The organism is Enterobacter cloacae complex sp. I3 (assembly GCF_014896175.1).
Classification (GTDB): Bacteria; Pseudomonadota; Gammaproteobacteria; order Enterobacterales; family Enterobacteriaceae; genus Enterobacter; species Enterobacter bugandensis.
Map to the genome: position 1 here is coordinate 15,184 of NZ_JADBQZ010000029.1, position 25,358 is coordinate 40,541.

24 protein-coding genes and 1 pseudogene are annotated in these 25,358 nt (G+C 57.9%); 18 read left to right on the top strand and 7 right to left on the bottom strand.

The window, feature by feature from the left end; genetic code table 11:
* Positions 1–2: 2 nt before the first annotated feature.
* Together IM271_RS19480 and betT are read right to left on the bottom strand one after the other, a co-directional pair.
* A complete protein-coding gene (locus IM271_RS19480; protein ID WP_028012281.1) occupies positions 3–914 on the bottom strand; it encodes a metal ABC transporter substrate-binding protein in 912 nt (303 codons plus the stop codon).
* A 234-nt stretch (positions 915–1,148) separates the two neighbouring features.
* Complete coding sequence (gene betT, locus IM271_RS19485) at positions 1,149–3,182, bottom strand: choline BCCT transporter BetT (protein WP_193053030.1); 2,034 nt, start codon at positions 3,180–3,182, stop codon at positions 1,149–1,151.
* 128 nt (positions 3,183–3,310) lie between these two features.
* On the opposite strand from betT, the gene betI reads away from it, so the two are divergent.
* From betI to IM271_RS19525, 8 genes are all read left to right on the top strand, one after another.
* On the top strand, positions 3,311–3,898 hold the full coding sequence (betI, locus tag IM271_RS19490; RefSeq protein ID WP_023334836.1) for a transcriptional regulator BetI: 588 nt from the start codon (positions 3,311–3,313) through the stop codon (positions 3,896–3,898).
* Between the two features lie 13 nt (positions 3,899–3,911).
* The gene (gene betB / locus IM271_RS19495; protein ID WP_193053031.1) at positions 3,912–5,384 is read left to right on the top strand and encodes a betaine-aldehyde dehydrogenase; all 1,473 of its coding nucleotides are present in this window, start codon (positions 3,912–3,914) and stop codon (positions 5,382–5,384) included.
* A 13-nt stretch (positions 5,385–5,397) separates the two neighbouring features.
* Positions 5,398–7,062, top strand: a complete 1,665-nt coding sequence (betA, locus tag IM271_RS19500) for a choline dehydrogenase (RefSeq protein WP_193053033.1) — start codon at positions 5,398–5,400, stop codon at positions 7,060–7,062.
* Positions 7,063–7,210: 148 nt separating this feature from the next.
* Positions 7,211–7,774: a fasciclin domain-containing protein gene (locus tag IM271_RS19505; protein WP_028012276.1), complete on the top strand. Its 564-nt coding sequence runs from the start codon at positions 7,211–7,213 to the stop codon at positions 7,772–7,774.
* Positions 7,775–7,817: 43 nt separating this feature from the next.
* Complete coding sequence (locus IM271_RS19510; protein ID WP_193053035.1) at positions 7,818–8,372, top strand: RNA polymerase sigma factor; 555 nt, start codon at positions 7,818–7,820, stop codon at positions 8,370–8,372.
* Positions 8,369–9,016, top strand: coding sequence for an anti-sigma factor domain-containing protein (locus tag IM271_RS19515; protein WP_028012274.1), 648 nt, complete (start codon positions 8,369–8,371; stop codon positions 9,014–9,016). Before IM271_RS19510 ends, IM271_RS19515 begins: the two co-directional genes overlap by 4 nt.
* 271 nt (positions 9,017–9,287) lie before the next feature.
* Positions 9,288–10,028: an SDR family oxidoreductase gene (locus IM271_RS19520; protein WP_028012273.1), complete on the top strand. Its 741-nt coding sequence runs from the start codon at positions 9,288–9,290 to the stop codon at positions 10,026–10,028.
* A 33-nt stretch (positions 10,029–10,061) separates the two neighbouring features.
* The gene (locus IM271_RS19525; RefSeq protein WP_045260745.1) at positions 10,062–11,756 is read left to right on the top strand and encodes a thiamine pyrophosphate-binding protein; all 1,695 of its coding nucleotides are present in this window, start codon (positions 10,062–10,064) and stop codon (positions 11,754–11,756) included.
* Between the two features lie 32 nt (positions 11,757–11,788).
* Here IM271_RS19525 and IM271_RS19530 read toward each other — a convergent pair whose 3' ends face one another.
* Entirely contained in the window at positions 11,789–12,487 is a 699-nt protein-coding gene (locus tag IM271_RS19530; RefSeq protein ID WP_048998934.1) for a GNAT family N-acetyltransferase, read from the bottom strand.
* A 200-nt stretch (positions 12,488–12,687) separates the two neighbouring features.
* On the opposite strand from IM271_RS19530, the gene IM271_RS19535 reads away from it, so the two are divergent.
* The 5 genes from IM271_RS19535 (at position 12,688) to IM271_RS19555 (ending at position 17,692) form a co-directional block, all read left to right on the top strand.
* Positions 12,688–14,256, top strand: coding sequence for an ABC transporter substrate-binding protein (locus tag IM271_RS19535; protein WP_193053036.1), 1,569 nt, complete (start codon positions 12,688–12,690; stop codon positions 14,254–14,256).
* 69 nt (positions 14,257–14,325) lie between these two features.
* Positions 14,326–15,339: an ABC transporter permease gene (locus tag IM271_RS19540; protein WP_048961395.1), complete on the top strand. Its 1,014-nt coding sequence runs from the start codon at positions 14,326–14,328 to the stop codon at positions 15,337–15,339.
* Entirely contained in the window at positions 15,339–16,172 is an 834-nt protein-coding gene (locus tag IM271_RS19545; protein ID WP_193053037.1) for an ABC transporter permease, read from the top strand. The genes IM271_RS19540 and IM271_RS19545 overlap by 1 nt, the downstream gene beginning before the upstream one ends.
* On the top strand, positions 16,165–17,001 hold the full coding sequence (locus IM271_RS19550) for an ABC transporter ATP-binding protein (RefSeq protein ID WP_193053038.1): 837 nt from the start codon (positions 16,165–16,167) through the stop codon (positions 16,999–17,001). Before IM271_RS19545 ends, IM271_RS19550 begins: the two co-directional genes overlap by 8 nt.
* Positions 16,988–17,692: an ABC transporter ATP-binding protein gene (locus IM271_RS19555; protein ID WP_193053039.1), complete on the top strand. Its 705-nt coding sequence runs from the start codon at positions 16,988–16,990 to the stop codon at positions 17,690–17,692. The genes IM271_RS19550 and IM271_RS19555 overlap by 14 nt, the downstream gene beginning before the upstream one ends.
* A 43-nt stretch (positions 17,693–17,735) precedes the next feature.
* Here the strand turns inward: IM271_RS19555 and IM271_RS19560 are convergent, their stop codons facing one another.
* The 4 genes from IM271_RS19560 to budA form a co-directional block, all read right to left on the bottom strand.
* Entirely contained in the window at positions 17,736–18,209 is a 474-nt protein-coding gene (locus tag IM271_RS19560; RefSeq protein WP_028012266.1) for a cold-shock protein, read from the bottom strand.
* 131 nt (positions 18,210–18,340) lie between these two features.
* A complete protein-coding gene (locus IM271_RS19565) occupies positions 18,341–19,111 on the bottom strand; it encodes a (S)-acetoin forming diacetyl reductase (RefSeq protein WP_028012265.1) in 771 nt (256 codons plus the stop codon).
* A 20-nt stretch (positions 19,112–19,131) separates the two neighbouring features.
* Entirely contained in the window at positions 19,132–20,811 is a 1,680-nt protein-coding gene (gene alsS / locus IM271_RS19570; protein ID WP_048956937.1) for an acetolactate synthase AlsS, read from the bottom strand.
* Between the two features lie 13 nt (positions 20,812–20,824).
* Complete coding sequence (budA, locus tag IM271_RS19575; protein ID WP_028012263.1) at positions 20,825–21,604, bottom strand: acetolactate decarboxylase; 780 nt, start codon at positions 21,602–21,604, stop codon at positions 20,825–20,827.
* Positions 21,605–21,709: 105 nt separating this feature from the next.
* On the opposite strand from budA, the gene IM271_RS19580 reads away from it, so the two are divergent.
* The 5 genes and pseudogenes from IM271_RS19580 (at position 21,710) to IM271_RS19595 (ending at position 25,337) form a co-directional block, all read left to right on the top strand.
* Positions 21,710–22,591, top strand: a complete 882-nt coding sequence (locus IM271_RS19580; protein WP_045260736.1) for a LysR family transcriptional regulator — start codon at positions 21,710–21,712, stop codon at positions 22,589–22,591.
* A 296-nt stretch (positions 22,592–22,887) separates the two neighbouring features.
* Positions 22,888–22,995, top strand: coding sequence for an ash family protein (locus IM271_RS20370; protein WP_223603752.1), 108 nt, complete (start codon positions 22,888–22,890; stop codon positions 22,993–22,995).
* Between the two features lie 26 nt (positions 22,996–23,021).
* Positions 23,022–23,477, top strand: coding sequence for a hypothetical protein (locus tag IM271_RS19590; RefSeq protein ID WP_193053040.1), 456 nt, complete (start codon positions 23,022–23,024; stop codon positions 23,475–23,477).
* Positions 23,478–23,615: 138 nt separating this feature from the next.
* Positions 23,616–23,760: pseudogene (locus IM271_RS20255) on the top strand (integrase); the annotation flags it as partial.
* Between the two features lie 353 nt (positions 23,761–24,113).
* Positions 24,114–25,337 carry a reverse transcriptase family protein gene (locus IM271_RS19595; protein ID WP_193053041.1) on the top strand — a complete coding sequence of 408 codons (1,224 nt, stop codon included), beginning with the start codon at positions 24,114–24,116 and terminating at the stop codon, positions 25,335–25,337.
* Positions 25,338–25,358 lie beyond the last annotated feature (21 nt).

Here is a 25,358-nt window from a genome sequence, read left to right on the forward strand (position 1 = left end):
GGTCACTCCTTCATGCCGTCGCGAATGCCCTGCACCAGCGTGCGGGTGGTCACGTTCAGCAGGTCGATATAGGTCGGCACGGGGCCGTTTTCCGCACTCAGGGAGTCAACATACAGCACACCGCCGTAGTGGGCGCCGGTTTCCCGCGCCACCTGACGCGCCGGCTTATCGGAGACCGTGCTTTCGCTAAATACCGCCGGGATGCGATATTTCTTCACCAGATCGATCACCTTGCGCACCTGCTGCGGCGTGCCCTGCCGATCGGCGTTGATCGGCCACAGGTAAAGTTCCTTCATGCCCAGATCCCGCGCAAGATAGGAGAAGGCGCCCTCGCTGGTCACCATCCAGCGTTTGTCTTCCGGGATCTCCGCCACCTGCTTGCGCAGCGGTTCGAGGGTCGCGACGATCTTCTGCTTGTAGGCCTCAGCGTTGCGTTGGTAGACCTGCGCGTTGGCCGGGTCGTACTTCACCAGCGCGTCGCGGATGTTATCAACGTAAATCAGCGCGTTGTCCGGCGACATCCACGCGTGCGGGTTAGGCTTGCCGTCGTACGGCCCCTCGCTGATGCCCATCGGGGTGATGCCCTGGGTGACAATCACCTCCGGCACGCCGTTCAGATGCTGATAAAAACGCTGGAACCACAGCTCCAGGTTCATGCCGTTCGCCAGAATCAGCTGCGCCTTTTGCGCGCGCTTGATATCCCCCGGCGTCGGCTGGTACTCGTGGATTTCAGCGCCCGGTTTGGTGATGGAGGTGACTTCTGCGGCATCCCCCGCCACGTTTTTCGCCATATCCGCGATGACGGTAAAGGTGGTGATGACCTGGAACTTTTCAGCCGCCAGCGCGCCCGTGCTGGTCGTAGCCGTGAGCAGCGCGCCGAGCAACAGACGCTTTAATCCTTGCAGTGGGTGCATCGCAGAAGTCTCCTGAGGTGGTGAAATTCAAAGCAAAATTAGCCCGTGCTATAAGGTATAGCACAGGCTATATTTAAATGAAAATGGTTATCATTAAAGTTATGTCAATGAAGGGTGGGCCTGACGGCGCTTCGCTTATCAGGCCTACGGAAAAGCAGTTTTGAAGGCCGGGTAAGCGCAGCGCCACCCGGCAAAAAAATGGCTGGATTTTTAATTAAAAGAGTTTGTCATTACTCAAACATCCGGGAACATCACGCTATTCCCCGGCGCTTCCCTGTGCAGATGGATAAAGTTCAGGTGCCGTTCATACTGGTCCAGAATATCCGTAATCACCTGCTCCTTGCTGTAGTCCATCAAATCATTCCCCTGGCTACCCTCCAGTAAGAAGGTTTCCAGCCGGTAGTAGGTTGATTTCCCGCTGCGCGCCCGGTAGGTAAAGCCAGGTACCGAGTACTGCTGCGGCCAGATCTGGTAGACAAAGTTCTGCTCGTCGCCCATGTGCACCAGCAGATCCAGGTGCCCCAGGGTTTCACCCTCTTCCAGCGGCAGGTTTTTCAGCTCCACGTAGGCGCCGCGCAGCCTCAGCTCCTGCGCCACCTCTTCCATCGCCGGGAAGCAGATCGTCTCCATCATCTGTTTGGTGTAGCGCGTGCCCGGGTAGTTCATCAGGCGCGACAGGCGTTTCTTCCAGCTCAGCCTGTCCTGGGCGCCCATTGGCCGCGGCGCGGTGTCGCGGCTGGCGCTGACGCGTCGATAGTCTTCCACCTTGAGCGATTTATACAGCCCGGCCATCACGAAGAAGATCACAAAGCTGAACGGCAGGCCCATGATCACCGTGGTGTTCTGCAGCGCCGAAATGCCGTTGGTCATCAGCATGCCGAGCGTCAGCAGGCCGATGGCGACGGACCAGAAGATGCGCAGCCAGTTCGGCGCGTCGCTGTTGATGTCCTTCAGCTTTGAGGTGAAGTTCCCCAGCACCAGCGCGCCGGAATCCGCCGAGGTGACGTAAAACAGCAGGCCGGTGATGGTCGCCACGGAGGCGCTAAAGGTGAACGCCGGATACTGCGCCAGCAGGCTGTAGAAGCCGCGCTCCGGGTGCGCCATCGCTTCCTGGGCAAAGGTTGCGTTGCCGTGGATGATCTCGTGCAGCGCGCTGTTGCCGAAAATCGACAGCCACAGCAGGGTAAAGGTGAACGGGATAATCAGCGTGCCCATCACAAACTGGCGGATGGTACGGCCACGCGAAATGCGCGCCAGGAACAGGCCGACAAACGGCGACCACGCAACCCACCACGCCCAGAAGAAGAGCGTCCAGCTGTTCATCCACTCTACCGGGCGGTCGAAGGCGAAACTGTTCAGCGTCATGCCCATAAAGCGGTTCACGTAGTCGCCCACGTTAAGCACCAGGGCGTTGAGCAGGAACGAGGTGTCGCCCATAAACAGCACGAACAGGATCAGGCCCAGCGCCAGCGCCACGTTCAGCTCGGAGAGCACGCGGATGCCCTTATCCACGCCGGAGGTCACCGAAATGGTGGCGATAATCACCGAGAGCGCAATCAGCGCCGCTTTCGCCGCCATCGAATCCGGAATATCAAACAGCACGCTCAGCCCGTAGTTGAGCTGCACCACGCCAATCCCGAGCGTTGTCGCGATGCCGAAGATGGTGCCAATCACCGCCGCGATATCGACGCTGTGGCCAATCGGGCCGTTGATCTTTTTACCGAAAATCGGGTACAGCGCGGAGCGGATGGTGAGGGGTAAATTATAACGATAGCTAAAGTATCCGAGCGCCATGCCCATCAGGGCGTACATCGACCAGCCCGTCAGGCCGTAGTGGAACAGCGTCCAGACCATCGCCTGGCGCGCGGCCTCCATCGTCTGCCCCGCCCCTTCCGGCGGCTGCATATACTGCGTGACCGGCTCCGCCACGGAGAAGAACATCAGGTCGATGCCGATGCCCGCGGCAAACAGCATCGCCGCCCAGCTTAGCAGGCTGAACTCGGGCTTGGACTGCTCTGGCCCGAGCTTCACCGAGCCGAAGCGCGAGCAGGCAATGCAGACCACGAAGACAATATAGAGCGTCGCCGCCAGCAGGTAGTACCAGCCGAAGGTCTTCGACACCCAGTTCAGGGTGCGGCCAATCCACTCGGCAGAAAAATCGTTAAAGAAAATGGTCGTCAGGGAAAACAACAAAATCAGCCCGGCGGACGTGTAAAAAACGACCGGGTTGATTTTGTCTTTTTCTCTGTCCTGTGAAAGGTCTGTCATCCAGTATCCTCACTGTTTTTGTAACTATTAAAATCCAAATCCGCAACAATTAAGACACATTTTATATTGAACGTCCAATCAAAAACCGCTTTAATAGATTACCAACGCTGATGAATGGAGTGGCAAAAATGCCCAAAGTGGGGATGCAGCCGATCCGGCGCAGGCAGCTTATCGACGCCACGCTGGAAGCAATTAATGAAGTGGGCATGCATGACGCAACCATCGCGCAGATCGCCCGTCGGGCGGGCGTGTCCACGGGGATCATCAGCCACTATTTCAAAGATAAAAACGGCCTGCTGGAAGCGACCATGCGCGACATCACCGGCCAGCTGCGCGATGCGGTGTTAAGCCGCTTACGCGCCCTGCCGAACGGCAGCGCGGAGCAGCGTTTGCAGGCGATTGTCGGCGGCAATTTTGATGAAACTCAGGTCAGCGGCGCGGCGATGAAGGCCTGGCTGGCCTTCTGGGCGAGCAGCATGCATCAGCCAATGCTTTACCGCCTGCAGCAGGTCAGCAGCCGCCGGTTGCTCTCAAACCTGGTGTACGAGTTCCGCCGCGAGCTGCCGCGTGAACAGGCTGAAGAGGCGGGCTACGGGCTCGCCGCGCTGATCGACGGGCTGTGGCTGCGCGCCGCGCTGAGCGGCAAGCCGCTGGATAAGACCCTGGCCCAGTCACTTACCAGCCACTTTATCAGCCAGCATTTACCGACCGAATAACCGAGGAGAATTTATGTCCCGAATGGCAGAACAGCAGCTTTATATCAATGGTGGTTATACATCCGCCACCAGCGGTCGCACCTTCGAGACCATCAACCCGGCCAACGGTGAAGTTCTGGCGAGCGTGCAGGCCGCCGGGCGTGAAGACGTGGACCGCGCCGTAGAGAGCGCAACGCGCGGGCAAAAAATCTGGGCGGCGATGACCGCCATGGAGCGCTCCCGCATCCTGCGTCGCGCCGTCGACATCCTGCGCGAGCGCAACGACGAGCTGGCAAAGCTGGAAACCCTCGACACCGGTAAAGCGTTTTCTGAAACCTCGACCGTCGACATCGTCACCGGCGCGGACGTGCTGGAGTACTACGCGGGGCTGATCCCGGCGCTGGAAGGCAGCCAGATCCCATTGCGCGAGACCTCATTCGTCTACACGCGCCGCGAGCCGCTGGGCGTGGTGGCGGGCATCGGCGCGTGGAACTACCCGATCCAGATCGCCCTGTGGAAATCGGCTCCGGCGCTGGCGGCGGGCAACGCGATGATCTTCAAGCCGAGCGAGGTTACACCGCTCACCGCCCTGAAGCTGGCAGAAATCTACACCGAGGCGGGCCTGCCGGACGGCGTGTTTAACGTCCTGCCGGGCATGGGCGCGGAAACCGGCCAGTACCTGACCGAGCATCCGGACATCGCCAAAGTCTCCTTTACCGGCGGCGTCGCCAGCGGCAAAAAGGTGATGGCTAACTCCGCAGCCTCGTCCCTGAAGGAGGTGACGATGGAGCTGGGCGGCAAATCCCCGCTGATTGTGTTTGACGATGCGGATCTGGATCTCGCCGCAGACATCGCCATGATGGCCAACTTCTTCAGCTCCGGGCAGGTGTGCACCAACGGCACCCGCGTGTTCGTGCCTGCAAAATCTAAGGCCGCGTTTGAGCAGAAAATCGTTGAGCGCGTGGGCCGCATCCGCGCAGGCGATCTGTTCGATGAAAGCACCAACTTTGGCCCGATGGTCAGCTTCCCGCACCGCGACAGCGTGATGCGCTACATCGCCAAAGGCAAAGAAGAAGGCGCGCGCGTGCTGTGCGGCGGCGACGTGCTGAAGGGGGACGGATTTGATAACGGCGCGTGGGTGGCTCCGACCGTGTTCACCGACTGCACCGACGAGATGACCATCGTGCGCGAAGAGATCTTCGGCCCGGTGATGTCCATCCTCACCTATGAAAGCGATGAAGAAGCCATTCGCCGCGCCAACGACACCGACTACGGTCTGGCGGCGGGCATCGTCACCGCCGATCTGAACCGCGCCCACGGCGCCATTCATCAGCTCGAAGCGGGCATCTGCTGGATCAACACCTGGGGTGAATCCGCCGCGGAGATGCCGGTTGGCGGCTACAAGCACTCCGGCATTGGCCGCGAGAACGGCGTGATGACGCTTCAGAGCTACACCCAGGTGAAGTCCATCCAGGTTGAGATGGGTAAATTCCAGTCCATATTTTAACCGGGAGGTTTATTTGCAATTTGACTACATCATTATCGGGGCCGGCTCTGCCGGCAACGTACTGGCTACACGACTGACTGAAGATCCGAACACCACCGTCCTGCTGCTTGAGGCGGGCGGGCCGGACTACCGCTTTGATTTCCGCACCCAGATGCCTGCCGCGCTGGCGTTCCCGCTGCAGGGCAAGCGCTACAACTGGGCGTACGAAACCGAGCCAGAACCCTTCATGAACAACCGCCGCATGGAGTGCGGACGCGGCAAAGGGCTGGGCGGCTCGTCGCTGATCAACGGCATGTGCTACGTGCGCGGCAACGCGATGGATCTGGACAACTGGGCGAAAGAACCGGGTCTGGAGCACTGGAGCTACCTCAACTGCCTGCCCTACTACCGCAAGGCAGAGACCCGCGACGTGGGGCCGAATGACTACCACGGCGGCGACGGTCCGGTGAGCGTCACCACCTCTAAGCCGGGCGTAAATCCGCTGTTTGAAGCAATGGTGGAAGCAGGCGTGCAGGCGGGCTATCCGCGCACCGACGATCTCAACGGCTACCAGCAGGAAGGCTTCGGCCCGATGGACCGCACGGTCACGCCGCAGGGCCGACGCGCCAGCACCGCGCGCGGCTATCTGGACCAGGCAAAACCGCGTCCTAACCTGACTATCCGCACCCACGCCATGACCGATCGCATTATTTTTGACGGCAAGCGCGCGGCGGGCGTTGAGTGGCTGGAAGGCGAGAGCACCATTCCGTCAAAAGCGACGGCGAAGAAAGAAGTCCTCTTGAGCGCCGGGGCGATTGCCTCCCCGCAGATCCTCCAGCGCTCCGGCGTGGGCAACGCTGACCTGCTGAAGCAGTTTGATATCCCGCTGGTGCACGATCTGCCCGGCGTGGGGGAAAACCTGCAGGATCACCTGGAGATGTACCTCCAGTACGAATGCAAAGAGCCGGTCTCCCTCTACCCTGCCCTGCAGTGGTGGAACCAGCCGAAGATTGGCGCGGAGTGGCTGTTTGGCGGCACCGGCGTGGGTGCGAGCAACCACTTCGAAGCAGGCGGATTTATCCGCAGCCGCGAGGAGTTCGAATGGCCGAACATTCAGTACCACTTCCTGCCGGTGGCGATTAACTACAACGGCTCAAACGCGGTTAAGGAACACGGCTTCCAGTGCCACGTCGGCTCCATGCGCTCCCCGAGCCGTGGGCACGTGCGCATTACATCTCGCGATCCGCACCAGCATCCGGCGATCCTGTTTAACTATATGTCCCACGAGCAGGACTGGCAGGAGTTTCGCGACGCGATCCGCATCACCCGCGAGATCATGCACCAGCCGGCGCTGGACAAATACCGCGGTCGTGAAATCAGCCCGGGCGTCGAATGCCAGACCGACGAACAGCTGGACGAGTTCGTGCGTAACCATGCCGAAACCGCGTTCCATCCGTGCGGCACCTGCAAAATGGGCTATGACGAGATGGCGGTGGTTGACGGTGAAGGCCGCGTTCACGGGCTGGAAGGATTACGCGTGGTGGATGCGTCGATCATGCCGCAGATTATTACCGGCAACCTGAACGCCACCACGATTATGATCGGCGAGAAAATTGCTGATGCGATTCGCGGGCGCGAGCCGCTGGCAAAAAGTACGGCCGCGTATTATGTGGCCAACGGGGCGCCGGTCAGGCGCTGAGGATATTTCCCCTCCCCCTGGCCCTCTTCCATACGGGAGAGGGCTTCCCACCCAAAATTTATTTTTATTTTCCTGCATCCAGTTCACCCCCTCCCCTCGTATATGCATATGTGAGCAATCCCTTTGCTCCCCAAACCGAGGAAAGATGATGAAAAAGCTAACCCGTGTTGCACTCGTCACCAGCGCTTTACTCTTCTGTGCAGGCACATCAGCCGCCATGACGTCAGGCTCCGTGATGGTAGGCGGAGCCGAAATGTTCCCGAGCAAAAATATCGTTGAAAACGCCGTGAACTCGAAAGATCACACCACGCTGGTGGCCGCCGTCAAAGCGGCTGGACTGGTGGAGACGCTTCAGAGCAAAGGGCCATTCACCGTATTTGCGCCGACCAATGCGGCGTTTGCGAAATTGCCTGCCGGCACGGTCGAGAACCTGGTCAAACCCGAAAACAAAGCCACGCTCACCAGCATCCTCACCTATCACGTGGTTGCCGGTAATTACGATATGAAGGCGCTGGAGCAGAAAATTAAACAGGGCGGCGGACACGCGGAGTTGAAGACCGTTAACGGTCAGCCACTGTGGATCATGAGCAACGGCCCGCACAACATTCAGCTTAAGGATGGTAAAGGCAATGTGGCGAACATTAGCACCTATGACGTTCATCAAAAAAACGGCGTGATCGATGTGATTGATACCGTCCTGATGCCTAAGTAGTTGTCTATACTTCGGAAGTGTGACGTTACCTTCCGGGAAAAACATGGATAACGCGCTGGCAGAACAGCAGCAGAAATTAATGCAGGCGGTCGCAAACGGCGATCGCCGCGCATTTGAACAACTCTATCGACTCACATCGCCACACCTGTTTGCCGTCGCGCTGCGCATGCTGCGCGACCGCGCGTGGGCAGAAGAGATCCTTCACGACTGTTTTATCACCGTCTGGAGTAAAGCCGAAACCTACAACGCTGCACTGAGCTCCCCAATGACCTGGCTTACGCATATTGTTCGCAATCGCTGTATTGACTGGCTGCGCAGCGGGCAAACCCGCGCTGCCGAACGCGAGTCGCCGTATAACGAAGCGCTTTTGCCCGGCGAGAAAGATGAGCAGAATAACTGGCACGACGATGCGCAGGCAGAGCGTCTCAGGCATTGTCTCGAACATTTGAGCAGCGAGCAGCGCCAGAGCATTACGCTCGCCTACTATCAGGGAATGTCTCACAGCGACATTGCCGACTGGCTCCAGCAGCCTGTAGGCTCGGTGAAAAGCTGGATACGTCGGGCAATGGATCATCTTCGGGAGTGCGTGGGGCTATGAATGACGCAGAAAAACGCGACGACATGCTGGCAGCAGAGTATGCCCTCGGCACGCTGCGAGGAGGAGCACGGCTTCAGTTCCAGAAAAGGGTCCTCCGTGAACCGGCTCTGGCCGCCCGCGTGGCGTACTGGCAGGACATGTTCAGCACGCTGGATAGTCATCTTGTGCCCGTCCCTCCACCCGAGACGGTGTGGAAAAGAATCGCCCTCGACCTGCCGCCCAAAAAGCCTTTACGCCAAAGTCGGCCTTATCTCGGCTGGATGGTTGCGGCCTCACTCGCCGCCCTGACGGTCGTTGCCTGGTATGCCACCCGAGCCCCGGAACTCGCTCCGCTGATGGTACTCAACGATGCCCAACAGCACGGGCAGTGGGTCGTCAGCGCGGACGCCAGCCGCCAGCACCTGAGCATTGCCCCGCTTCGACCGACAGCTGTCGCCGCGCAACACAGCCTGCAGCTTTGGCTGATCCCAGGCGGGCAGGCGCCGGTATCCATGGGGCTGCTGCATAACGACATCCCCACACGCGTCACCCTCAGGAACGCAACGCTCCCTGCTGACGCCACGATAGCCATAAGCCTTGAACCAGAGGGCGGATCGCCCACCGGCCTCCCCACAGGCCCGGTGCTTTACAGTGGCAAACTGTAATCCTCAGGCCCTGTTTGCAGGGCCGTCATCGTCCCCTTTTTATTTATATAATATTCTCGGTTACCTATAAGAATTAAATATTAGGCCTGCAATTAATTTAATTATTAAAAAACGACATTGACAGACGCTTCCGTACTCCATTAAGTTTTAAACGAACATCATTTTATTCCCGATACAGAATATATCAAAAACCGCATTAATGAATTTGTCATTATTCATTAACGCTTCTCTGCCTTTTATTTTTTGCATCACTCAATAGCGAGATAAGATCATGAATATTAGTGCAAACAAGGTGGTTGTCATCACCGGTGCCAGCAGCGGTATTGGTCAGGCCATTGCCCTCCATTTAGCGAATAACGCGTTTTCGCTGGTGCTGGTGGCGCGCCGTCTGGACAGAATTAATGCCCTGGTGGATCAGATTATTCAACAGGGCGGCAAGGCGATTGCCGTAAAGGCTGACGTGACCCGTCAGGAAGAGGTGCAGCGCGCGATTGACGCTGCCGTTGCCGCATACCAGCGCGTGGATGTGGTGATCAATAATGCGGGCTTTATGGCCATCGCCCCCCTCAGCGAGCTGAAAACCGACGAATGGGACAAGATGATTGATACCAATCTGAAGGGCGTGCTGTACGGCATCGCTGCCGCGCTCCCGGTGTTCCAGCGTCAGGGCAGCGGGCATTTTATTAACGTTGCCTCCGTTGCGGGCATCAAGGTGCTGGCCCCTGGCGGCGTGGTGTATAGCGCCACGAAATTCGCCGTCCGCGCGCTGAGCGAAGGCTTACGTCAGGAGGCAGGTAAAACTATCCGCACGACGCTTATTTCGCCCGGTGCCGTCGAAAGCGAACTGCAATTCGGCAGCTCTGACGAAGAGAGTAAAAAATTTCTCCATGAGTTTTATAAGCAGGCTATTCCGGCTGACGCAATTGCCCGCGCGGTTTTATTTGCCATAGAACAGCCTGGCGACGTTGATATTAATGAAATTGTTGTGCGTCCAACGCAGGAAGAATTTTAGCCTGCGTTAAATAATGCTGAATGAGGTGTCATTATGATTAAATCATTAACGTCCTTATCAGATCTCAATATGCGAACGGGTGCCGATATTCTTCTTGAAGTGCTGGAGAGTGAAGGCGTGGAATATATTTTTGGCAACCCCGGCACCACCGAACTTCCGCTCATTGATGCCCTGCTTCGCCATGAAAATATTCACTATATTCTGGCGCTTCAGGAGAGCACCGTGGTGGCGATTGCCGACGGCTATGCGAAAGCCTCCGGCAAAACGGGCTTTATCAATTTGCATACCGCCAGCGGCCTTGGGCACGGTATGGGGAATCTCATTAATTCGCGGATTATGAAAACCCCGCTGGTGGTGACCGTTGGACAGCAGGATACGCGACACTACGTCCGCGACCCGCTTCTGTATGATGATATTGTTTCCATCGGCTCTCCGGTCATGAAGTGGGCGCAGGAGGTCACCAGCGCCGACCAGCTCCCGGTGCTGGTGCGCCGCGCGTTTCACGCTGCCAGCTATCCTCCTGGCGGCCCGGTGCTGCTCTCCCTGCCGATGAACGTGATGGAAGAGCTGAGCGACGCCGGGATACAGACGGCGTCGAGAGTAAACTACCACACCGTTGCGGGCTCGCTGGACGAGCTGGCGGAGGCGCTCAGCGAGATCGCGCCGGGCAGGATCATGATTGTGGCGGGCGATGAGGTGCACTCCAGCGGCTCGACGCAGGAAATTGTCCAGCTGGCGGAAGCGCTCGGCGCCCACGTCTACGGCTCCTCCTGGCCGCTGAATTTGCCATTTCCCACCCAGCACGCGCTCTGGCGGGGCAATATGCCCACCACCGCCAGCGAAATCGCCAGCGTCATCAATGCCTACGATGCCGTATTTATCATCGGCGGCAGAAGCCTGATCACCATTTTGTACAGCGAGGGCGAGGCCATTCCGGCAACCTGCGCGGTGTATCAGCTCTCGGCGGATATGCACGAGCTTGGCCGCACCTATGCCACTCGCCTTTCGGTGATGGGGGATATTAAACTGTCCCTGCACGAACTGCTGCCGAAGCTTGAGCAGCGCCTGATCGCCAATACGCTGGCCCACCAGCAGCTGCTGGTGGCGGCCCGCGACGAACGTGAGAAGGAGTGGCAGTTGCAGGAAGAACGTCTGGCCGCCGAGCGGCTTCGCCCGGCCCTTTCGCCGATGGTCGCAGCCTGGGAGGTCATCCGCTCCATTCCGGCGGGTACCACCATCGTTGATGAAGCGATAGCGACCGCCAGGCATGTCCGCCGGTTCATCTCTGACCAGCAGCATCAGCGCTACTACTTTATGCGCGGCGGCGGACTGGGCTGGGGGATGCCTGCCTCCGTGGGGCATTCGCTGGGACGCGGACGGGAGCCGGTGGTCTGCCTGATCGGCGACGGGGCCTCCTTGTACTCGCCGCAGGCACTCTGGACGGCAGCACACGAAAATCTGCCGGTCACCTTTATCGTCATGAATAACAGGGAGTACAACATCCTGAAAAACTTTATGAAGAGCCAGGCCGACTACAGCTCAACGCGGCTGGGCCGTTTTATCGGGATGGACCTCGTGAACCCGCATATCGATTTTCAGTCGCTGGCCACCGCCATGGGCGTCCACTGCTGCCGGGTGACCGAGGCAGCGGATATCGCCGAAGCGGTAACGCGCGGCCTGCAGTCCGGAAAAACCAACCTGATTGAAATCGCTATTTCCGCGGATTAGCCGCGTGGTTGGGCTGTACCCTACATAAAAACTTATAACCGAAACGCCTCAAGCCGCTTTATCTGCCGTCCTTCCTCGTCAAAATTCGCCGCTGCCAGCCAGGCGCGCAGTTCCGCGTCTCTTTGCGGCCATTCGCCATCAATAATAGAAAGCATATCGCTGTCGCGGTTGCGGCCTTTCCGCACCAGCCGCTGGCGTAAGCGCCCTTCCCAGACGAACCCAAGCCGCTCCGCGGCGCTGCGCGATGCGGTATTCATCGAATCGCACTTCCACTCCAGCCGTCGGTATTTGTGGTCAAAGGCGTTTTTCAGCAGCAGCCACACCGCCTCGGTGCCGATGCGAGTGCCTTTCATCCTGCGCGACCAGGTGACGTGGCCGATCTCCACCGAGCCCTGAAAGCGCTCTATCGCCATATAGCTCACCAGCCCGACCGCCTTTTCAGTGCGTAAATCCATCACGGCGAAGGGCACCAGATCATCATCCATCACCTTTCCGGACACCCAGTGTGCGGTGGCTTCCACGCTTTCAGGCCGGGTGCTGGCAAGCCACGTCCAGTCGCTGTCGTCGCCCAGCGCGTAGGCCTCAAAGAGATCCGCCGCGTGACGCCCGGCGTCCAGCGGCTCAAGACGGCAATACTGCCCGGTCAGCGCCGTGCGGGTTAATACCTGCGCGCACTTCCAGTCCGGGACGAGATCGTTAACGGTTTGACCATATTGATTGATTTCGGGCACGGGGGTGACTCCCTGAAAGGTAAGGATTTTGTTATAGCAGGTTAAAAGGGCGGCGAAAAGAGAGGCGTTTAATAACCAGGCCACATGCGATATATCCGCATGGCATAAGCAAAGCAGAATTTCGACTTTGAAGAAATGTGGAGTCGACCTAACGTAGCGGAGCATAAAACAATCACAATATATTCTTCTCAGGGATCGCTATGACAAAAAAACTGTTGCCGTTACTGATGCTGGCTGCGCTCTCAGGCGCTACCCACGCCGCTACGCAGCCGACGACGCTGGTGGTTGCTCAGGGTCTTGATGACATCGTGAGCCTCGACCCGGCCGAAGCCAACGAGCTCTCCAGCATCCAGACCGTGCCGAGCCTGTACCAGCGTCTGGTGCAGCCGGACCGCGATAATCCGGAAAAAATCACGCCGGTTCTGGCAGAAAGCTGGGACGCGGATGCGGCAGCAAAAACCCTGACCATCAAGCTTAAACCCGATGCAAAATTCGCCTCCGGCAACCCGCTGCGTCCGGAAGACGTGATTTTCTCTTATACCCGCGCCGTGACGCTGAACAAATCCCCGGCCTTTATCCTCAACGTGCTGGGCTGGGACGCGAGCAACATCGCCAGCCAGCTGAAAAAGGTGGACGATCATACCCTCCAGCTTCACTGGACGGCGGACGTTAGCCCCTCGGTGGCGCTGAATATTCTCTCCACGCCGATAGCCTCCATCGTCGATGAAAAGCAGGTCGCGGCAAACGTCAAGGATAACGATTTCGGCAACGCCTGGCTGAAAATGCACTCGGCGGGCAGCGGCGCGTTCAAAATGCGCGTCTATCAGCCGCATCAGGCCATCGTGCTGGAAGCCAACGATTCCGCCCCCGGCGGCGCGCCGAAGCTGAAAAGCATCATCATTAAGAACGTTCCCGATCCGGCTTCACGCCGCCTGCTGATCCAGCAGGGGGATGCGGATGTCGCGCGCGATCTGGGTGCAGACCAGATTAGCGCTCTGGACGGCAAGCCGGGCGTGAAGGTGCTGAGCATTCCGTCCGCCGAGCAGAATTACCTGGTGTTTAACACCGGCAACAGCGCCAATCCGCTGCTGAACAACCCGGCGTTCTGGGAAGCGTCGCGCTGGCTGGTCGACTATGACGGCATCACTAAAAACCTGCTGAAAGGCCAGTATTTTGTTCACCAGAGCTTCCTGCCGGTCGGCCTGCCGGGCGCGCTGGAAGACAATCCGTTTAAATTTGATCCGGCAAAAGCGAAGGCAATCCTCGCCAAAGCGGGCATTAAGGACGCGCACTTCACGCTGGACGTGGAGAACAAGCCGCCGTTTATCACTATTGCCCAGTCGATGCAGGCGACCTTTGCTCAGGGTGGCGTGAAGGTGGATCTGCTGCCTGCCGCCGGGAGCCAGGTCTATGCCCGCGTGCGTGCTAAGCAGCATCAGGCGGCGATTCGTCTGTGGATCCCGGACTACTTCGATGCGCACTCAAACGCCAGCGCCTTCGCGTGGAACGACGGGAAGTCCAGCACCGTGGCCGGTCTGAACGGCTGGAAAATCCCGGAGCTGAACAAGGCCACGCTGGCGGCGGTTGCCGAACCGGATCCGGCGAAGCGTCTGGATCTGTACAAGAAGATGCAGGAACAGCTGCAGCAGAGCTCGCCGTACGTGTTCGTCGATCAGGGCAAAACCCAGATCGCGGTGCGCGATAACGTGAAGGGATATCAGCAGGGGCTGAACGCGGATATGGTCTGGTACGATCGCGTCACGAAGTAGCCCTTGTCCTTCTCCCTCTCCCGTGGGAGAGGGGGTCGTCCGTGCATATTTTCTGGATAACGATTTCCCATGCCGCATCTTTCCACCCGCGTGCTTCAGGGTCTGCTGACCCTGCTGCTGACGCTCTTCGGGCTGCTGCTCGTCACGTTTGCGCTTTCGGCGTTTTCCCCGGTCGATCGCGTGCTGCAGATCGTCGGGGATCACGCCAGCCAGTCAACGTACGATCAGGTTCGCCACCAGCTCGGGCTGGATCGTCCCCTACCCGTGCAGTTCTGGCACTATCTGCAAAATCTCGCCCACGGTGATTTAGGCACCGCCAGCGCTACCGGGCAGCCAGTGCTGCAGGATCTGCTGCACGCCTTCCCCGCTACACTGGAGCTGGCGACGTTGGCGCTAATCATTGGGTCCGTGCTCGGCGTGACAGCCGGAGTGCTGTGCGCCCGCTACGCCGGTTCGCCGCTCGATGTAGCGATCAGAACGCTTACCCTGCTCGGCAACTCGGTGCCGATTTTCTGGCTTGGCCTGCTAATGCTGGCCCTGTTCTACGCAAAGCTGCAGTGGAGCGTGGGCCCCGGCAGGCTGGACGATATCTGGCAGTTCACCGTCGAGCCGCGCACCGGCTTTGCGCTGATAGACACCTGGCTTTCCGGCGATCGCGAGGCATTCCGCAACGCCATCAGCCACCTGGTGCTGCCGGTGCTGCTGCTGGCCTATTACTCGCTGGCAAGCATTACCCGTCTGACCCGCTCGGCCTGCCTCAGCGAAATGAACAAGGAGTACATCCTGCTTGCCCGCGCCAAGGGTGCCGGGGAGATGGCCATTCTGCTGCGCCACGTGCTGCCGAACATTCGCAGCACCCTGCTGACGGTGATCGCCCTGGCCTATACCAGCATGCTGGAAGGTGCGGTATTAACCGAAACCGTGTTCTCGTGGCCGGGCATCGGACGCTATCTCACCACCGCCCTGTTCGCCGGAGACACGACCGCGGTTATGGGCGGTACGCTGCTGATTGGCGTCTGCTTTGTACTGATCAATAACCTTACCGACCTGCTTGTGCGGGCGACCGATCCCAGGGTGCGCTGATGCCGTTTTATCTCTTCTTACGCCGCCTGCGCCGCTCCCCTGCCGCCGTTTGCGGACTGATTGGCCTCGCGCTGCTGGTGTTTATTGCCCTGTTCGCGCCCTGGCTGGCGCCGGTAGATCCGAACTGGCAGGACGCTGCCGCGCGCCTGGAGGCACCTGGCGCCCGGCACTGGCTGGGCACCGACAGCTACGGGCGCGATCTGCTCTCGCGCCTGATTTACGGCACCCGTCCGGCGCTCGGGCTGGTGGCCCTGGTGACGGTCATTACCCTGCCCGCCGGGCTGCTGGTGGGCATTTTGTCCGGCTACTACGGCGGCTGGGTGGAGCGTATCCTGATGCGCTTTACCGACGTGGTGATGTCGATGCCGCGCCTGATCCTCGCCTTCGCGTTTGTGGCGATGCTTGGCCCGGGGCTGGTCAACGGCGCGCTGGCGCTGGCCTTAACCACCTGGCCCGCCTACGCGCGTCAGGCGCGGAGCGAGATTCAGCGTCTGCGCCACAGCGATTATCTGGCCGCCGCGGAGATGATGGGGATCCGCGGCCTGCGCCTGCTGGTCGGCCATATTCTGCCCCTGTGCCTGCCGTCCGCGATTGTGCGGCTGGCGCTGGATCTGGCGGGGATTATTCTGGCCGCCGCCGGTCTCGGCTTCCTCGGCCTTGGCGCGCGTCCGCCCATGGCCGAATGGGGGGCGATGATTGCCGACGGCATGCAGGTGATTTTCGACCAGTGGTGGATTGCCGCCATTCCGGGCGGCGCCATCCTGTTTGCCAGCCTGGCGTTTAACCTGCTGGGCGATGGCCTGCGCGACGTACTGGAGCCACAGCATGACTGAACACCGCGTTATCGTCGATGCGCTGAATATCGACTACCCCGCCGCGCGCGTGGTCAACAACCTGAGCTTTCGGCTTGGCAACGAGCGGGTGGCGCTGGTGGGAGAATCCGGCTCCGGTAAGTCGATGTCCGCCCGCGCCCTGATGGGTCTGGTGCGTAAACCCGGTATCGTGAGCGCGAACCGGCTTAACGTGCTTGGCAACGATCTGCTGACCCTGAACGCCCGCCGCTGGCAGGCGCTGCGCGGCAACGGGATTGCGATGGTCCTGCAGGACCCGCGCTACGCCCTAAACCCCGTGAAAAGCGTCGCCGCCCAGCTTGATGAGGCGCTCACGCTGCATCAGCGCCTGACGCGCCCGGAGCGTGCGGCGCGCATTCACGACATCATCCGCGCCGTCGGGCTGAACGAGAACGTGCTGTCACGCTATCCCGGCGAGCTTTCCGGGGGCATGGGCCAGCGGGTGATGATTGCGATTGCGCTGATCAACAATCCGCAGGTGCTGATTGCCGACGAACCGACCTCCGCGCTGGACGCCAGCCTGCGCAATCAGATCCTCGAGCTGCTGGTGCAGCAGTGCGAAGAACGCCAGATGGCGATGCTGTTAATCAGCCACGATCTGCCGCTGGTGGCGGAGCACTGCGACCGCGTGCTGGTGATGTATCAGGGTGAAAAGGTCGATGAGATGGCGGCGAACCGGCTCCCGCAGGCGACGCATCCGTACACGCGCACCCTTTGGACCTGTCGTCCAGACGCCCATACTTATGGACAGATGCTGCCGACGCTCGATCGTTCGCAGCCGTGGAAGGAGGCCAGCGATGGCGCTCGTTGAGGTTAACCAGGTGCAGGTCACCTTCGGGGAAAAAACGGCGGTCTCTGCCGCCAGCTTTAGCATAGAGAGAGGCGAGACGTTCAGCCTGATTGGCGAATCCGGCTGCGGCAAATCGACCCTTCTGCGCGTGCTGGCAGGGCTACAGCGCGAGTGGCGCGGCAGTATTGCCCTGCTGGGGGAAACGTTAACGCCAGGGCGCCGCTTTGAAGGCAAGCTTCGCCGCAACGTGCAGATGGTGTTTCAGGATCCGTGGGCCTCGCTGCATCCAAACCACACCATTGCGCGCACCCTGTCGGAGCCGTTAAGCCTCCACGGTGAAACGCAGGTTGCGGAAAAGGTGGCGGATGCGCTGCAGCAGGTGGGGCTTTCCGCCGAGGCGGGCAGGCGCTACCCGCACCAGCTTTCCGGCGGCCAGCGCCAGCGCATTGCCATTGCCCGGGCGCTGCTGCTGCGCCCGCAGCTTCTGCTGCTGGATGAACCGACCTCGGCGCTGGATATGTCGGTGCAGGCGGAAATCCTGAACCTGCTTAACCGCCTGAAGGCCGAGCATGAGATGACCTATCTGCTGGTGAGCCACGACGCGGACGTGATTGCCCATATGTCCGACCGGGCAGCGTTTATGGCGCACGGGGCGATTCAGAAGGTGTTTAACCGTGAGGCGATGTTACGGGGCGAGCACAGAATGGGTTAAGTTTTGCAGGCCGGGTAAGGCATCGCCGCCACCCGGCAAACCATCACTTCAGCAGCTTCACCGTGGCATCAATGTCGATTTCATCTTCGGTAAAGATCATCGTCGTGTTCTGGAAGGTGGTGATCGCCAGCTTCTTCACCGTACGCATTTCGCCCGGCTTCTTGTCGGATTTTGGTTTGATGCTGTTCATCAGCAGACCCACCGACAGCACCGCGTTCTCTTTGTCGATTTTGGTCTCAACGGGCTCTTCTTCGCTGAATACCACGAAGGATTTGATCGAGGTGAGCTTCACGCGCTCGCCCGCGATATAGAGATGCTTGCTCTCCGGGATCACCTTCACCGCATACGCGGAAAGGCCTTTGTTGTTGGTGGTTGGCTCGAAGGTCACCGCAGCGTCTTTTTTAATCAGATCGGGGTTCGCGACCTTAATCACATGAAAATAGCGGTTGTCGCCGTTTTCATCTTTGATAAATCCGAAGCCTTTATCTTTAAACCACGTTGTGATTGTACCGTTCATCGCTGTTACCGCCTGTCAGATCGTAATGACTAAAGTTTTGCAGCGCGCAGTGTAATGCACAATGGCGGAGGAGACAAAAAAAAGCCCCTGCACGGAGGCAGGGGAAAACTCATGTCAGAGCTTATTAGAATTTAGTTGAACACCATCCCACCATCGATGAGCAGAGACTGGCCGGTCATATAGTCGGAGTCTGGCCCGGCAAGATATGAAACGCAGGCGGCAACATCTTCCGGTTCAGACAGGCGGCCAAGCGTAATGCGTTTGGCAAAGGTCTCGGTCCCGTAGCCGAGCGGTTTACCCGCTGCCTCGGAGACCTGACGGTCGATCTCCGCCCACATCGGCGTTTTAACGATGCCCGGGCAGTAGGCGTTAACGGTGATCCCCAGCGGAGCAAGATCCCGTGCGGCGGTCTGGGTTAAGCCGCGTACCGCAAATTTACTGGAACTGTAGACGGCCAGCTCCGGGTTGCCGGTATGCCCCGCCTGTGAGCAGGCGTTGATGATTTTGCCGCCGTGCCCCTCTTTGCGGAACGCGTCAATCGCGGCCTGAATGCCCCAGATCACCCCTTTCACGTTGATGTTGTAGACCTTGTCGACAATCTCCGGCGTGATGGATTCGATCGGCGTGGACGGCGCCACCCCGGCGTTGTTGACGATAACGTTGAAGCCGCCCAGTTCGGTGCGGGCTTTCTCCACGGCCGCAAACACCTGGTCGCGGTCAGAGACGTCGACCTTCACGGCGACGGCCTTCCCGCCGCTGCGGATGATTTCATCGGCAACCGCTTTCGCCGTCTCTTCGTTGTAATCGGCGATAGCGACGGCAAAACCATCCTTCACCAGGCGAAGCGCAATCGCTTTACCAATCCCCTGGCCTGAGCCTGTTACGAGAGCAACTTTTTGCATTTCTCTGTCCTTATGTTGAGTCACAAAATCTGGCTGAGATGGAGCTGGCCCATCAGCAGCGGGTTATCGCTGTAGTCGACGGGAATGGCCACCACGGCCGGGCCATCGACATCCATCGCCGCACGCAGCGTCGGTTCGAGCGCGTCGGCGCTCTCCACGGCAAAGCCTTTCGCGCCAAAGGCGTCGGCATAGGCTTTGAAGTCGACCGGGCCGAACTCGACGCCGGAAAGACGCTGGTATTTTTTCTCTTCCTGAATGGCAACCATGTTGTAGCCGTTATCCACCCAGATGATGTGCAGCACGTTAGCGTTGAGGCGCACCGCGGTTTCCAGCTCCATGCTCGACTGCAAAAAGCCGCCGTCCCCGGAAACCGACACCACCTTGCGCCCCGGGTTGACCAGCCACGCGCCAATCGCCCACGGGAGCGCCACGCCCATGGTCTGCTGACCGTTGGAGATCATCACCTGACGCGCGCGGAAGCTGTAGAGGTAGCGGGCGATCCAGATGTGGAAGCTGCCCATATCGACGGTAAGCGTCACGTCGTTATTCACGATGTCCTGCATGGCGCGCACAATGCGCAGCGGATGCAGGGCAAACTGGTTAAGCGATGCGCCGCGGCGGTCGAGGAGGTCCCGCTGATGCTGGCGATCGACCAGAATTTCCGAGGCGCGCTGGCTCAGTTCAAGCTTGTGCTCAATGCGGCTGGCGAGCAGGTTCAGCGTGGCGGCGATATCCCCCACCAGCTCCAGATCGGGAACATACTTGCGCTCCTCATAGGCGGGCAGCACATCGATGTGCACCAGCGTCGCGTCGCCGCTGTTCCACATAGAAGGCTCGTACTCCACCGGGCTGTAGCCGATGCAGATAATCAGATCCGCCAGATGCAGCAGCCGGTCGCCCGCCTGGTTGTTAAACAGGCCGACGCGTCCGGCAAAGCGGGTGAAGTGTTCCTGATTGACAGCCCCGGCGGCCTGGTAGGTGCTGGTGACCGGGATACGGCTTTTCTCCAGCAGCTTGCGCAGCGCGGCGCTGTTGGCGGGCTGGCTGGCCATCAGGCCGAGTAAGATGACCGGGTTTTTGGCCTTTTCGATAAGCTTCGCCACGTCGTTAATGGCGGATTCCGGTGCCGGCCCCATCAGCGCGGGACCGCTGGCGGGCAAAATCGCCCCCGTGGTGGGCTGGTCGACAATATCCTGCGGCAGGCTGACAAACGCCCCGCCCGGCCTGCCGTGCTCGGCGGCGCGAAACGCGTTGGACACCACCTCGGCAATCGCGTCCGGGGAGTTCACTTCTACGGCGTATTTTGTCACCGGGCTGAACATCGCGACGGTGTCCATGCTCTGATGCACCAGCTTCGCTTTGTCTGCCCGCTTCACCGCCCCGCCCAGCGCGACCACCGGGTCGCCTTCGCTGTTGGCGGTGGCAATACCGGTGATCAGGTTTGAACAGCCCGGTCCGGAGGTGACCAGCGCCACGCCGGCTTTGCCGGTCAACCGCCCCACTGCCGCCGCCATAAACGCCGCGTTGGCCTCGTGGCGTACGGGAATGATCTCGATGGAGGAGTCCAGCAGGGAGTCAAAAACCTTGTCGATTTTTGCGCCCGGGATCCCGAACACCTGCTTCACGCCCTGCGCTTCCAGCTGGCCGACAACCATATCGGCGCCGTGCGCCCACTGACGTGACTGTTTCTCACTGTTCACGGTAGTACTCCTGTTAGTTTTCAACGGCGCGGATAGCCGCATCAAGGTTGCTGGGGTGCAGGTTGGCCTGTAAAAACGCGCTGTCGGCAGGCAGGTCGATCATCAGCTTGTGAATTTCACCGAAGGTAAGCACGCCGCTCTCCAGCTGATAGTCGAGCAGATGGCCGCCGCCCTGTCGGTCGTCGGTGATGAAGTGTTCGTGATAGCCCGCCACGTTTATCCCCTGCATATGCTGCGGGGTACGGAACCCCACCAGCACGCCCTCGCGCTGGTTAAAGCGGAACACCGGCTGGTCGTCCAGCACGTCGGTCATCGCCCGGTACGGTGGCGTCTGGCGCGGTACGGTGCGGGTGTGCGCGTGACGGAAGTTGCCGTCGATGCGCAGCGCGCAGAACAGGTTGTCGGAGGGGATCTGCTGGTCGATCACATCGTGGATCTGCTGACGGCTGACCGGCCCGTCGAAGGTTTTGCGGTACTGCGGCTGGAACCAGGTCATCACCGCGAACGGCGTTTTTTGCTCCGGCTTCGCGGCGCGGGCGCTGCCGTCGGCGCGCAGCTGGTAGACCTGGCTGCTGAAGGCAATCATTTCGCCGTCCAGCTCGTTAAAGGTGCCGAGGCCAAAATCGCCGTGTGCCAGCAGGTCGGCGATGGTGGTCTCCCCTTCGTAGACGCCGCTTAGCAGGGCGCTCATTAGCGATGTCTGATAGATCACGCTGTCAGGATGTTGAGCCGAAAACCCGCGCAGGGTCTCGCATAAACTCGCCTCACAGTCGCATGCAGATGAATGCATCATCATGCTCGTCCTCTTCAACTTTATTTATAAAGGTTAAATAAATGTTGACCCGATTCAGCAGAGAGTTCCAATATAGAATCCATGCTGGTTTGAGACGTTTTTGATATGGAACTTCGTTATCTGCGCTATTTTGTCGCGGTAGCACGCGAGCGACACTTCACCAGGGCGGCCAACGCGCTGGGTATTTCACAACCTCCTCTGAGCCAGCAGATCAAAAGGCTTGAGGAGGAAGTGGGCACGCCTCTGTTCAGGCGCCTGACGCGGGGCGTGGAGCTGACCGAGGCGGGAGAAGCCTTCTATGAGGACGCCTGTAAGATCCTGGCGCTGAGCGACGCCGCGCTGGAGAAAGCCCGGGGCATCGCGCGCGGGCTGAACGGCAGCCTGTCGATTGGCATTACCAGTTCGGATGCCTTTCATCCCAAAATCTTCGCCCTGATCCGCCAGTTTCAGGTGCAGAACATGGCAGTGCAGGTTCACCAGGTGGAAGCCAACATGTCGTCGCTGACCACGATGCTGGCGGAGGGTGAACTGGATATCGCCTTTGTGCGCCTGCCGTGCGAAAGCAGCAAGGTATTCGAATTAAAAATCCTCGACCGGGAGCCAATGGTGGTGGCGCTGCATCGCGATCATCCCCTGGCGACGTGCGGCGATCTGGCGCTGGAGGAACTTCGGGATACGCCGGTGGTGTTGTTCCCACAGGAGGTCGCGCCAGGTCTGTATGACCGGGTTTACGGCTGCTGCGAGCGGGCCGGAATAAACGTGCAGCGCGCGCTGCAGTCGTCGCAGCTTTCCTCTTCCCTGAGCATGGTCTCCGCCGGCGGCGGGTTCGCGCTGGTGCCGAAATCCATGGCGGCCATTTCACCGCCGAATGTGACCTACCATGCGCTGCGCTCGCCGGAGCTTTATACCGATATCGCGCTCTGCTGGCGGCGTTTTGAGCGTTCGCGGACGGTGAAGCGGTTTCTGGCGATGATGAGCGAAGGGTGACGGCAGCGCGGCTGTGCCCGGCGGCGCTTCGCTTGCGCGGGCCTACGGTTCGTGTCGCTGTTGGGGCTTTGGATTTTGTAGGCCGGGTCAGGCGTAGCCGCCACCCGGCAATGCCGTTCTGGAAGCCGCCTCGCAAACCTGCAAGCAACCTTATGTAATTCAGGGGTATCCCTTTTCATCCTTTCTTCGCGGTTTTAAAGTGCCTGCGTTGCGGCACATCCGCAGCCGGGCGTAGGAACCCGTTAGCATAAAGCGATATTTTTTGTCGCGGCAGCGCATATCCCGTTAGAATCACGGTGGCGCTGGCGGAGCAGCCGAAAGGCTGGCCGTTTTTCTTTATGCACGGTATTCCTACCTCCGTCAGCGCTACCCCCTCTGAGCGTAGGAACTCATCGGGCGGTTAATATTTTTTGCATAAAGAGGATGCCTTATGGCTACTATCCCTGGATTTTCTTACGCGCTTACTGAAGAAAGCGCTCTTCATCACCTTCTCCACCTGCAACTGCCTGAGTCTGCGGATCTCTTTGAACTCGCTGATGCCTGCACTGCATATGTGAGCGTGCTGGTTGAAACGGACGACGCGGTGACTTTTGCCACCCTTTGCGAGCGACTGCTGGCTGCGCTGAAACGGCTGCGCAAGAGTTGTGACTCGGAACTTCCGCCGTATCTGGTCGAACGACTCATTGCGGGAGAAAAGATCGCATCCTGCGTGCCGGAATGCTGGCAAGAGACAACGCTGCAGGTGGATTATGCCGTGGCGTTAACGCTGGCGGTAATGGGCGGGACGTTGCCTGCGAGCGTGGCGAAAGAACTCACCGGGCTGCTGCATGATATGGTCTGGCTGCTGGCGGAGTTTGTGAAGGAGCCGTATATCCAGGCGCACTGAGCCGGGTGATGGGAGGCCGGGGTTTTGCTGGGTAAAAAGCAGGACTTTGGCCTTACTAAAAGAATAGCGTTGTTTGTTGAATGTCCGTGAAGAGCGAAGAGCAGACATTCGTGATTCTTTTTACTATCACTTCCGGACAACTTAACGAGCACAGCTCTGATTGAAGCAGGATTTAATACTGATGTGATCGAGGCGGTATATGCAGATAACGTACAATGAGGTTCGTAAAGCATATAATCACTATACGTACTTGGAGCAACGCGTAGGTCTAATGGAATGGTAGGTTTTTGTATCAGAAACACTTATTAATTAGTATGCGTATAATAACATCAGCAAAACTTTGACAGTTATATCAAATGAGTGTATATATAATCCTGCATTAGCGAACCGCTTTTTTGCAACAATCGGCTGAGATTACTTGTCTTTAATTGACTAATGCCGCAAGGCGCTTAGTTTGACTAAGCTATTCGGGAGAGGGCCCCACGCACGCCTCTCTCTCGGCTACGCAGAGTAGAGTTGGACGGTAAGCTCGATCATGGGGATTATGGCAGTTGTCAGTTATAGCCGATAAAAGCAACATAACCCCCAGTCCTCTTTATTTGAGGTGATCGAGCTTATATTGTATAAAGGATTATTATGTCTCTTCATATACGCCATACTAAAAAGAATACTGTCTCCGCAATAAACTCCATTGATTCATTATGTTCCACTCTGAGTATAACAAGAGCCGAACTTGAAACAGCGTTATCAATTCCTGATAAAGAAAGATATACTCCTTCCGAAGTTGAAAAAAGTGATGGTACTACAAGGAGTGTTTATAATCCAAAATCATTGATTAGAAAAATTCAACGTCGTATAAACAGGAGAATATTTAATATATACACTCCAAAAGGACGAGAAAAAAAGAACCCGCCTATTATTTGGGCGTCGTATCTATTTGGCTCAATTCCGAATCAGTTTTTGGATGAGGATATAGAACAAAAAGATTACATTGCATGTGCGCGAGTTCATTGCCAATCGAAAAGCCTTTTAAAAGTAGATATTAAAAATTTTTTCGATAATGTTCAATCAATACACATTGAACGTATTTTCTCTAACTTTTTCTTTTTTAGCGATGATGTAACAAAGGCTCTGACAAATATCTGCTGTTATGAAGGGCATTTAGTGCAGGGAGCTTTAACGTCAAGCTATTTATCCTGCTTATGCCTATATGACGTCGAATGGAAGATTGTTGATAGGTTATCTCGAAAGAACTTAAGGTATACTCGCTTAGTTGATGATATAACAGTATCATCAACAGTATCTAATTATGACTTTTCATACGCAAAAGATATTATTATTAATATGCTACATGAGAAAGACTTACCTGTTAATTTAAAAAAAACTCAACAGTATTATACGTCGACCACTCCATTAACGGTTCACGGGTTGCGTGTTTCATTTTCCGAACCTCGTCTCCCTTCTGACGAGGCAAAACGAATTAGAGCATCCGTGCGCAATATTGAAAGCTTAGCCGCTGAACGAAATTATCGTACTACACATGCTTATAGAAAGGACTTCAACAGATGCATGGGCCGAGTCAATAAACTTAAGCGAGTAAATCACTCTCAATATGAAAGCTTAGTAAATAGACTTTTTAAATTATTCCCTTTACCTTCAAAAAAAGATCTTGATAGAGTGTCTATTTCCTTAGCCAACCTGGAAGATGATTTTCATAAAGGCAAGCATGATACTTATTGGTATTGGAAAAGATATCATAGAGTACATGAGCGCATAAATATTTTACAACGAACCTTTGTGCGTGAAGCAATTGTATTTCGCAATAAAACAAAACTTATAAAACCTAGCTACATACAATAACTCTCAGGTTAAAATAATGAA

Coding starts and splice junctions, on each gene's coding strand:
- IM271_RS19480 (WP_028012281.1), bottom strand. CDS start 914: ATGCACCCACTGCAAGGATTAAAGCGTCTGTTGCTCGGCGCGCTGCTC.
- betT (WP_193053030.1), bottom strand. CDS start 3,182: ATGACAGACCTTTCACAGGACAGAGAAAAAGACAAAATCAACCCGGTC.
- betI (WP_023334836.1), top strand. CDS start 3,311: ATGCCCAAAGTGGGGATGCAGCCGATCCGGCGCAGGCAGCTTATCGAC.
- betB (WP_193053031.1), top strand. CDS start 3,912: ATGTCCCGAATGGCAGAACAGCAGCTTTATATCAATGGTGGTTATACA.
- IM271_RS19505 (WP_028012276.1), top strand. CDS start 7,211: ATGAAAAAGCTAACCCGTGTTGCACTCGTCACCAGCGCTTTACTCTTC.
- IM271_RS19510 (WP_193053035.1), top strand. CDS start 7,818: ATGGATAACGCGCTGGCAGAACAGCAGCAGAAATTAATGCAGGCGGTC.
- IM271_RS19515 (WP_028012274.1), top strand. CDS start 8,369: ATGAATGACGCAGAAAAACGCGACGACATGCTGGCAGCAGAGTATGCC.
- IM271_RS19520 (WP_028012273.1), top strand. CDS start 9,288: ATGAATATTAGTGCAAACAAGGTGGTTGTCATCACCGGTGCCAGCAGC.
- IM271_RS19525 (WP_045260745.1), top strand. CDS start 10,062: ATGATTAAATCATTAACGTCCTTATCAGATCTCAATATGCGAACGGGT.
- IM271_RS19535 (WP_193053036.1), top strand. CDS start 12,688: ATGACAAAAAAACTGTTGCCGTTACTGATGCTGGCTGCGCTCTCAGGC.
- IM271_RS19540 (WP_048961395.1), top strand. CDS start 14,326: ATGCCGCATCTTTCCACCCGCGTGCTTCAGGGTCTGCTGACCCTGCTG.
- IM271_RS19545 (WP_193053037.1), top strand. CDS start 15,339: ATGCCGTTTTATCTCTTCTTACGCCGCCTGCGCCGCTCCCCTGCCGCC.
- IM271_RS19550 (WP_193053038.1), top strand. CDS start 16,165: ATGACTGAACACCGCGTTATCGTCGATGCGCTGAATATCGACTACCCC.
- IM271_RS19555 (WP_193053039.1), top strand. CDS start 16,988: ATGGCGCTCGTTGAGGTTAACCAGGTGCAGGTCACCTTCGGGGAAAAA.
- IM271_RS19560 (WP_028012266.1), bottom strand. CDS start 18,209: ATGAACGGTACAATCACAACGTGGTTTAAAGATAAAGGCTTCGGATTT.
- IM271_RS19565 (WP_028012265.1), bottom strand. CDS start 19,111: ATGCAAAAAGTTGCTCTCGTAACAGGCTCAGGCCAGGGGATTGGTAAA.
- budA (WP_028012263.1), bottom strand. CDS start 21,604: ATGATGCATTCATCTGCATGCGACTGTGAGGCGAGTTTATGCGAGACC.
- IM271_RS19580 (WP_045260736.1), top strand. CDS start 21,710: ATGGAACTTCGTTATCTGCGCTATTTTGTCGCGGTAGCACGCGAGCGA.
- IM271_RS19590 (WP_193053040.1), top strand. CDS start 23,022: ATGGCTACTATCCCTGGATTTTCTTACGCGCTTACTGAAGAAAGCGCT.
- IM271_RS19595 (WP_193053041.1), top strand. CDS start 24,114: ATGTCTCTTCATATACGCCATACTAAAAAGAATACTGTCTCCGCAATA.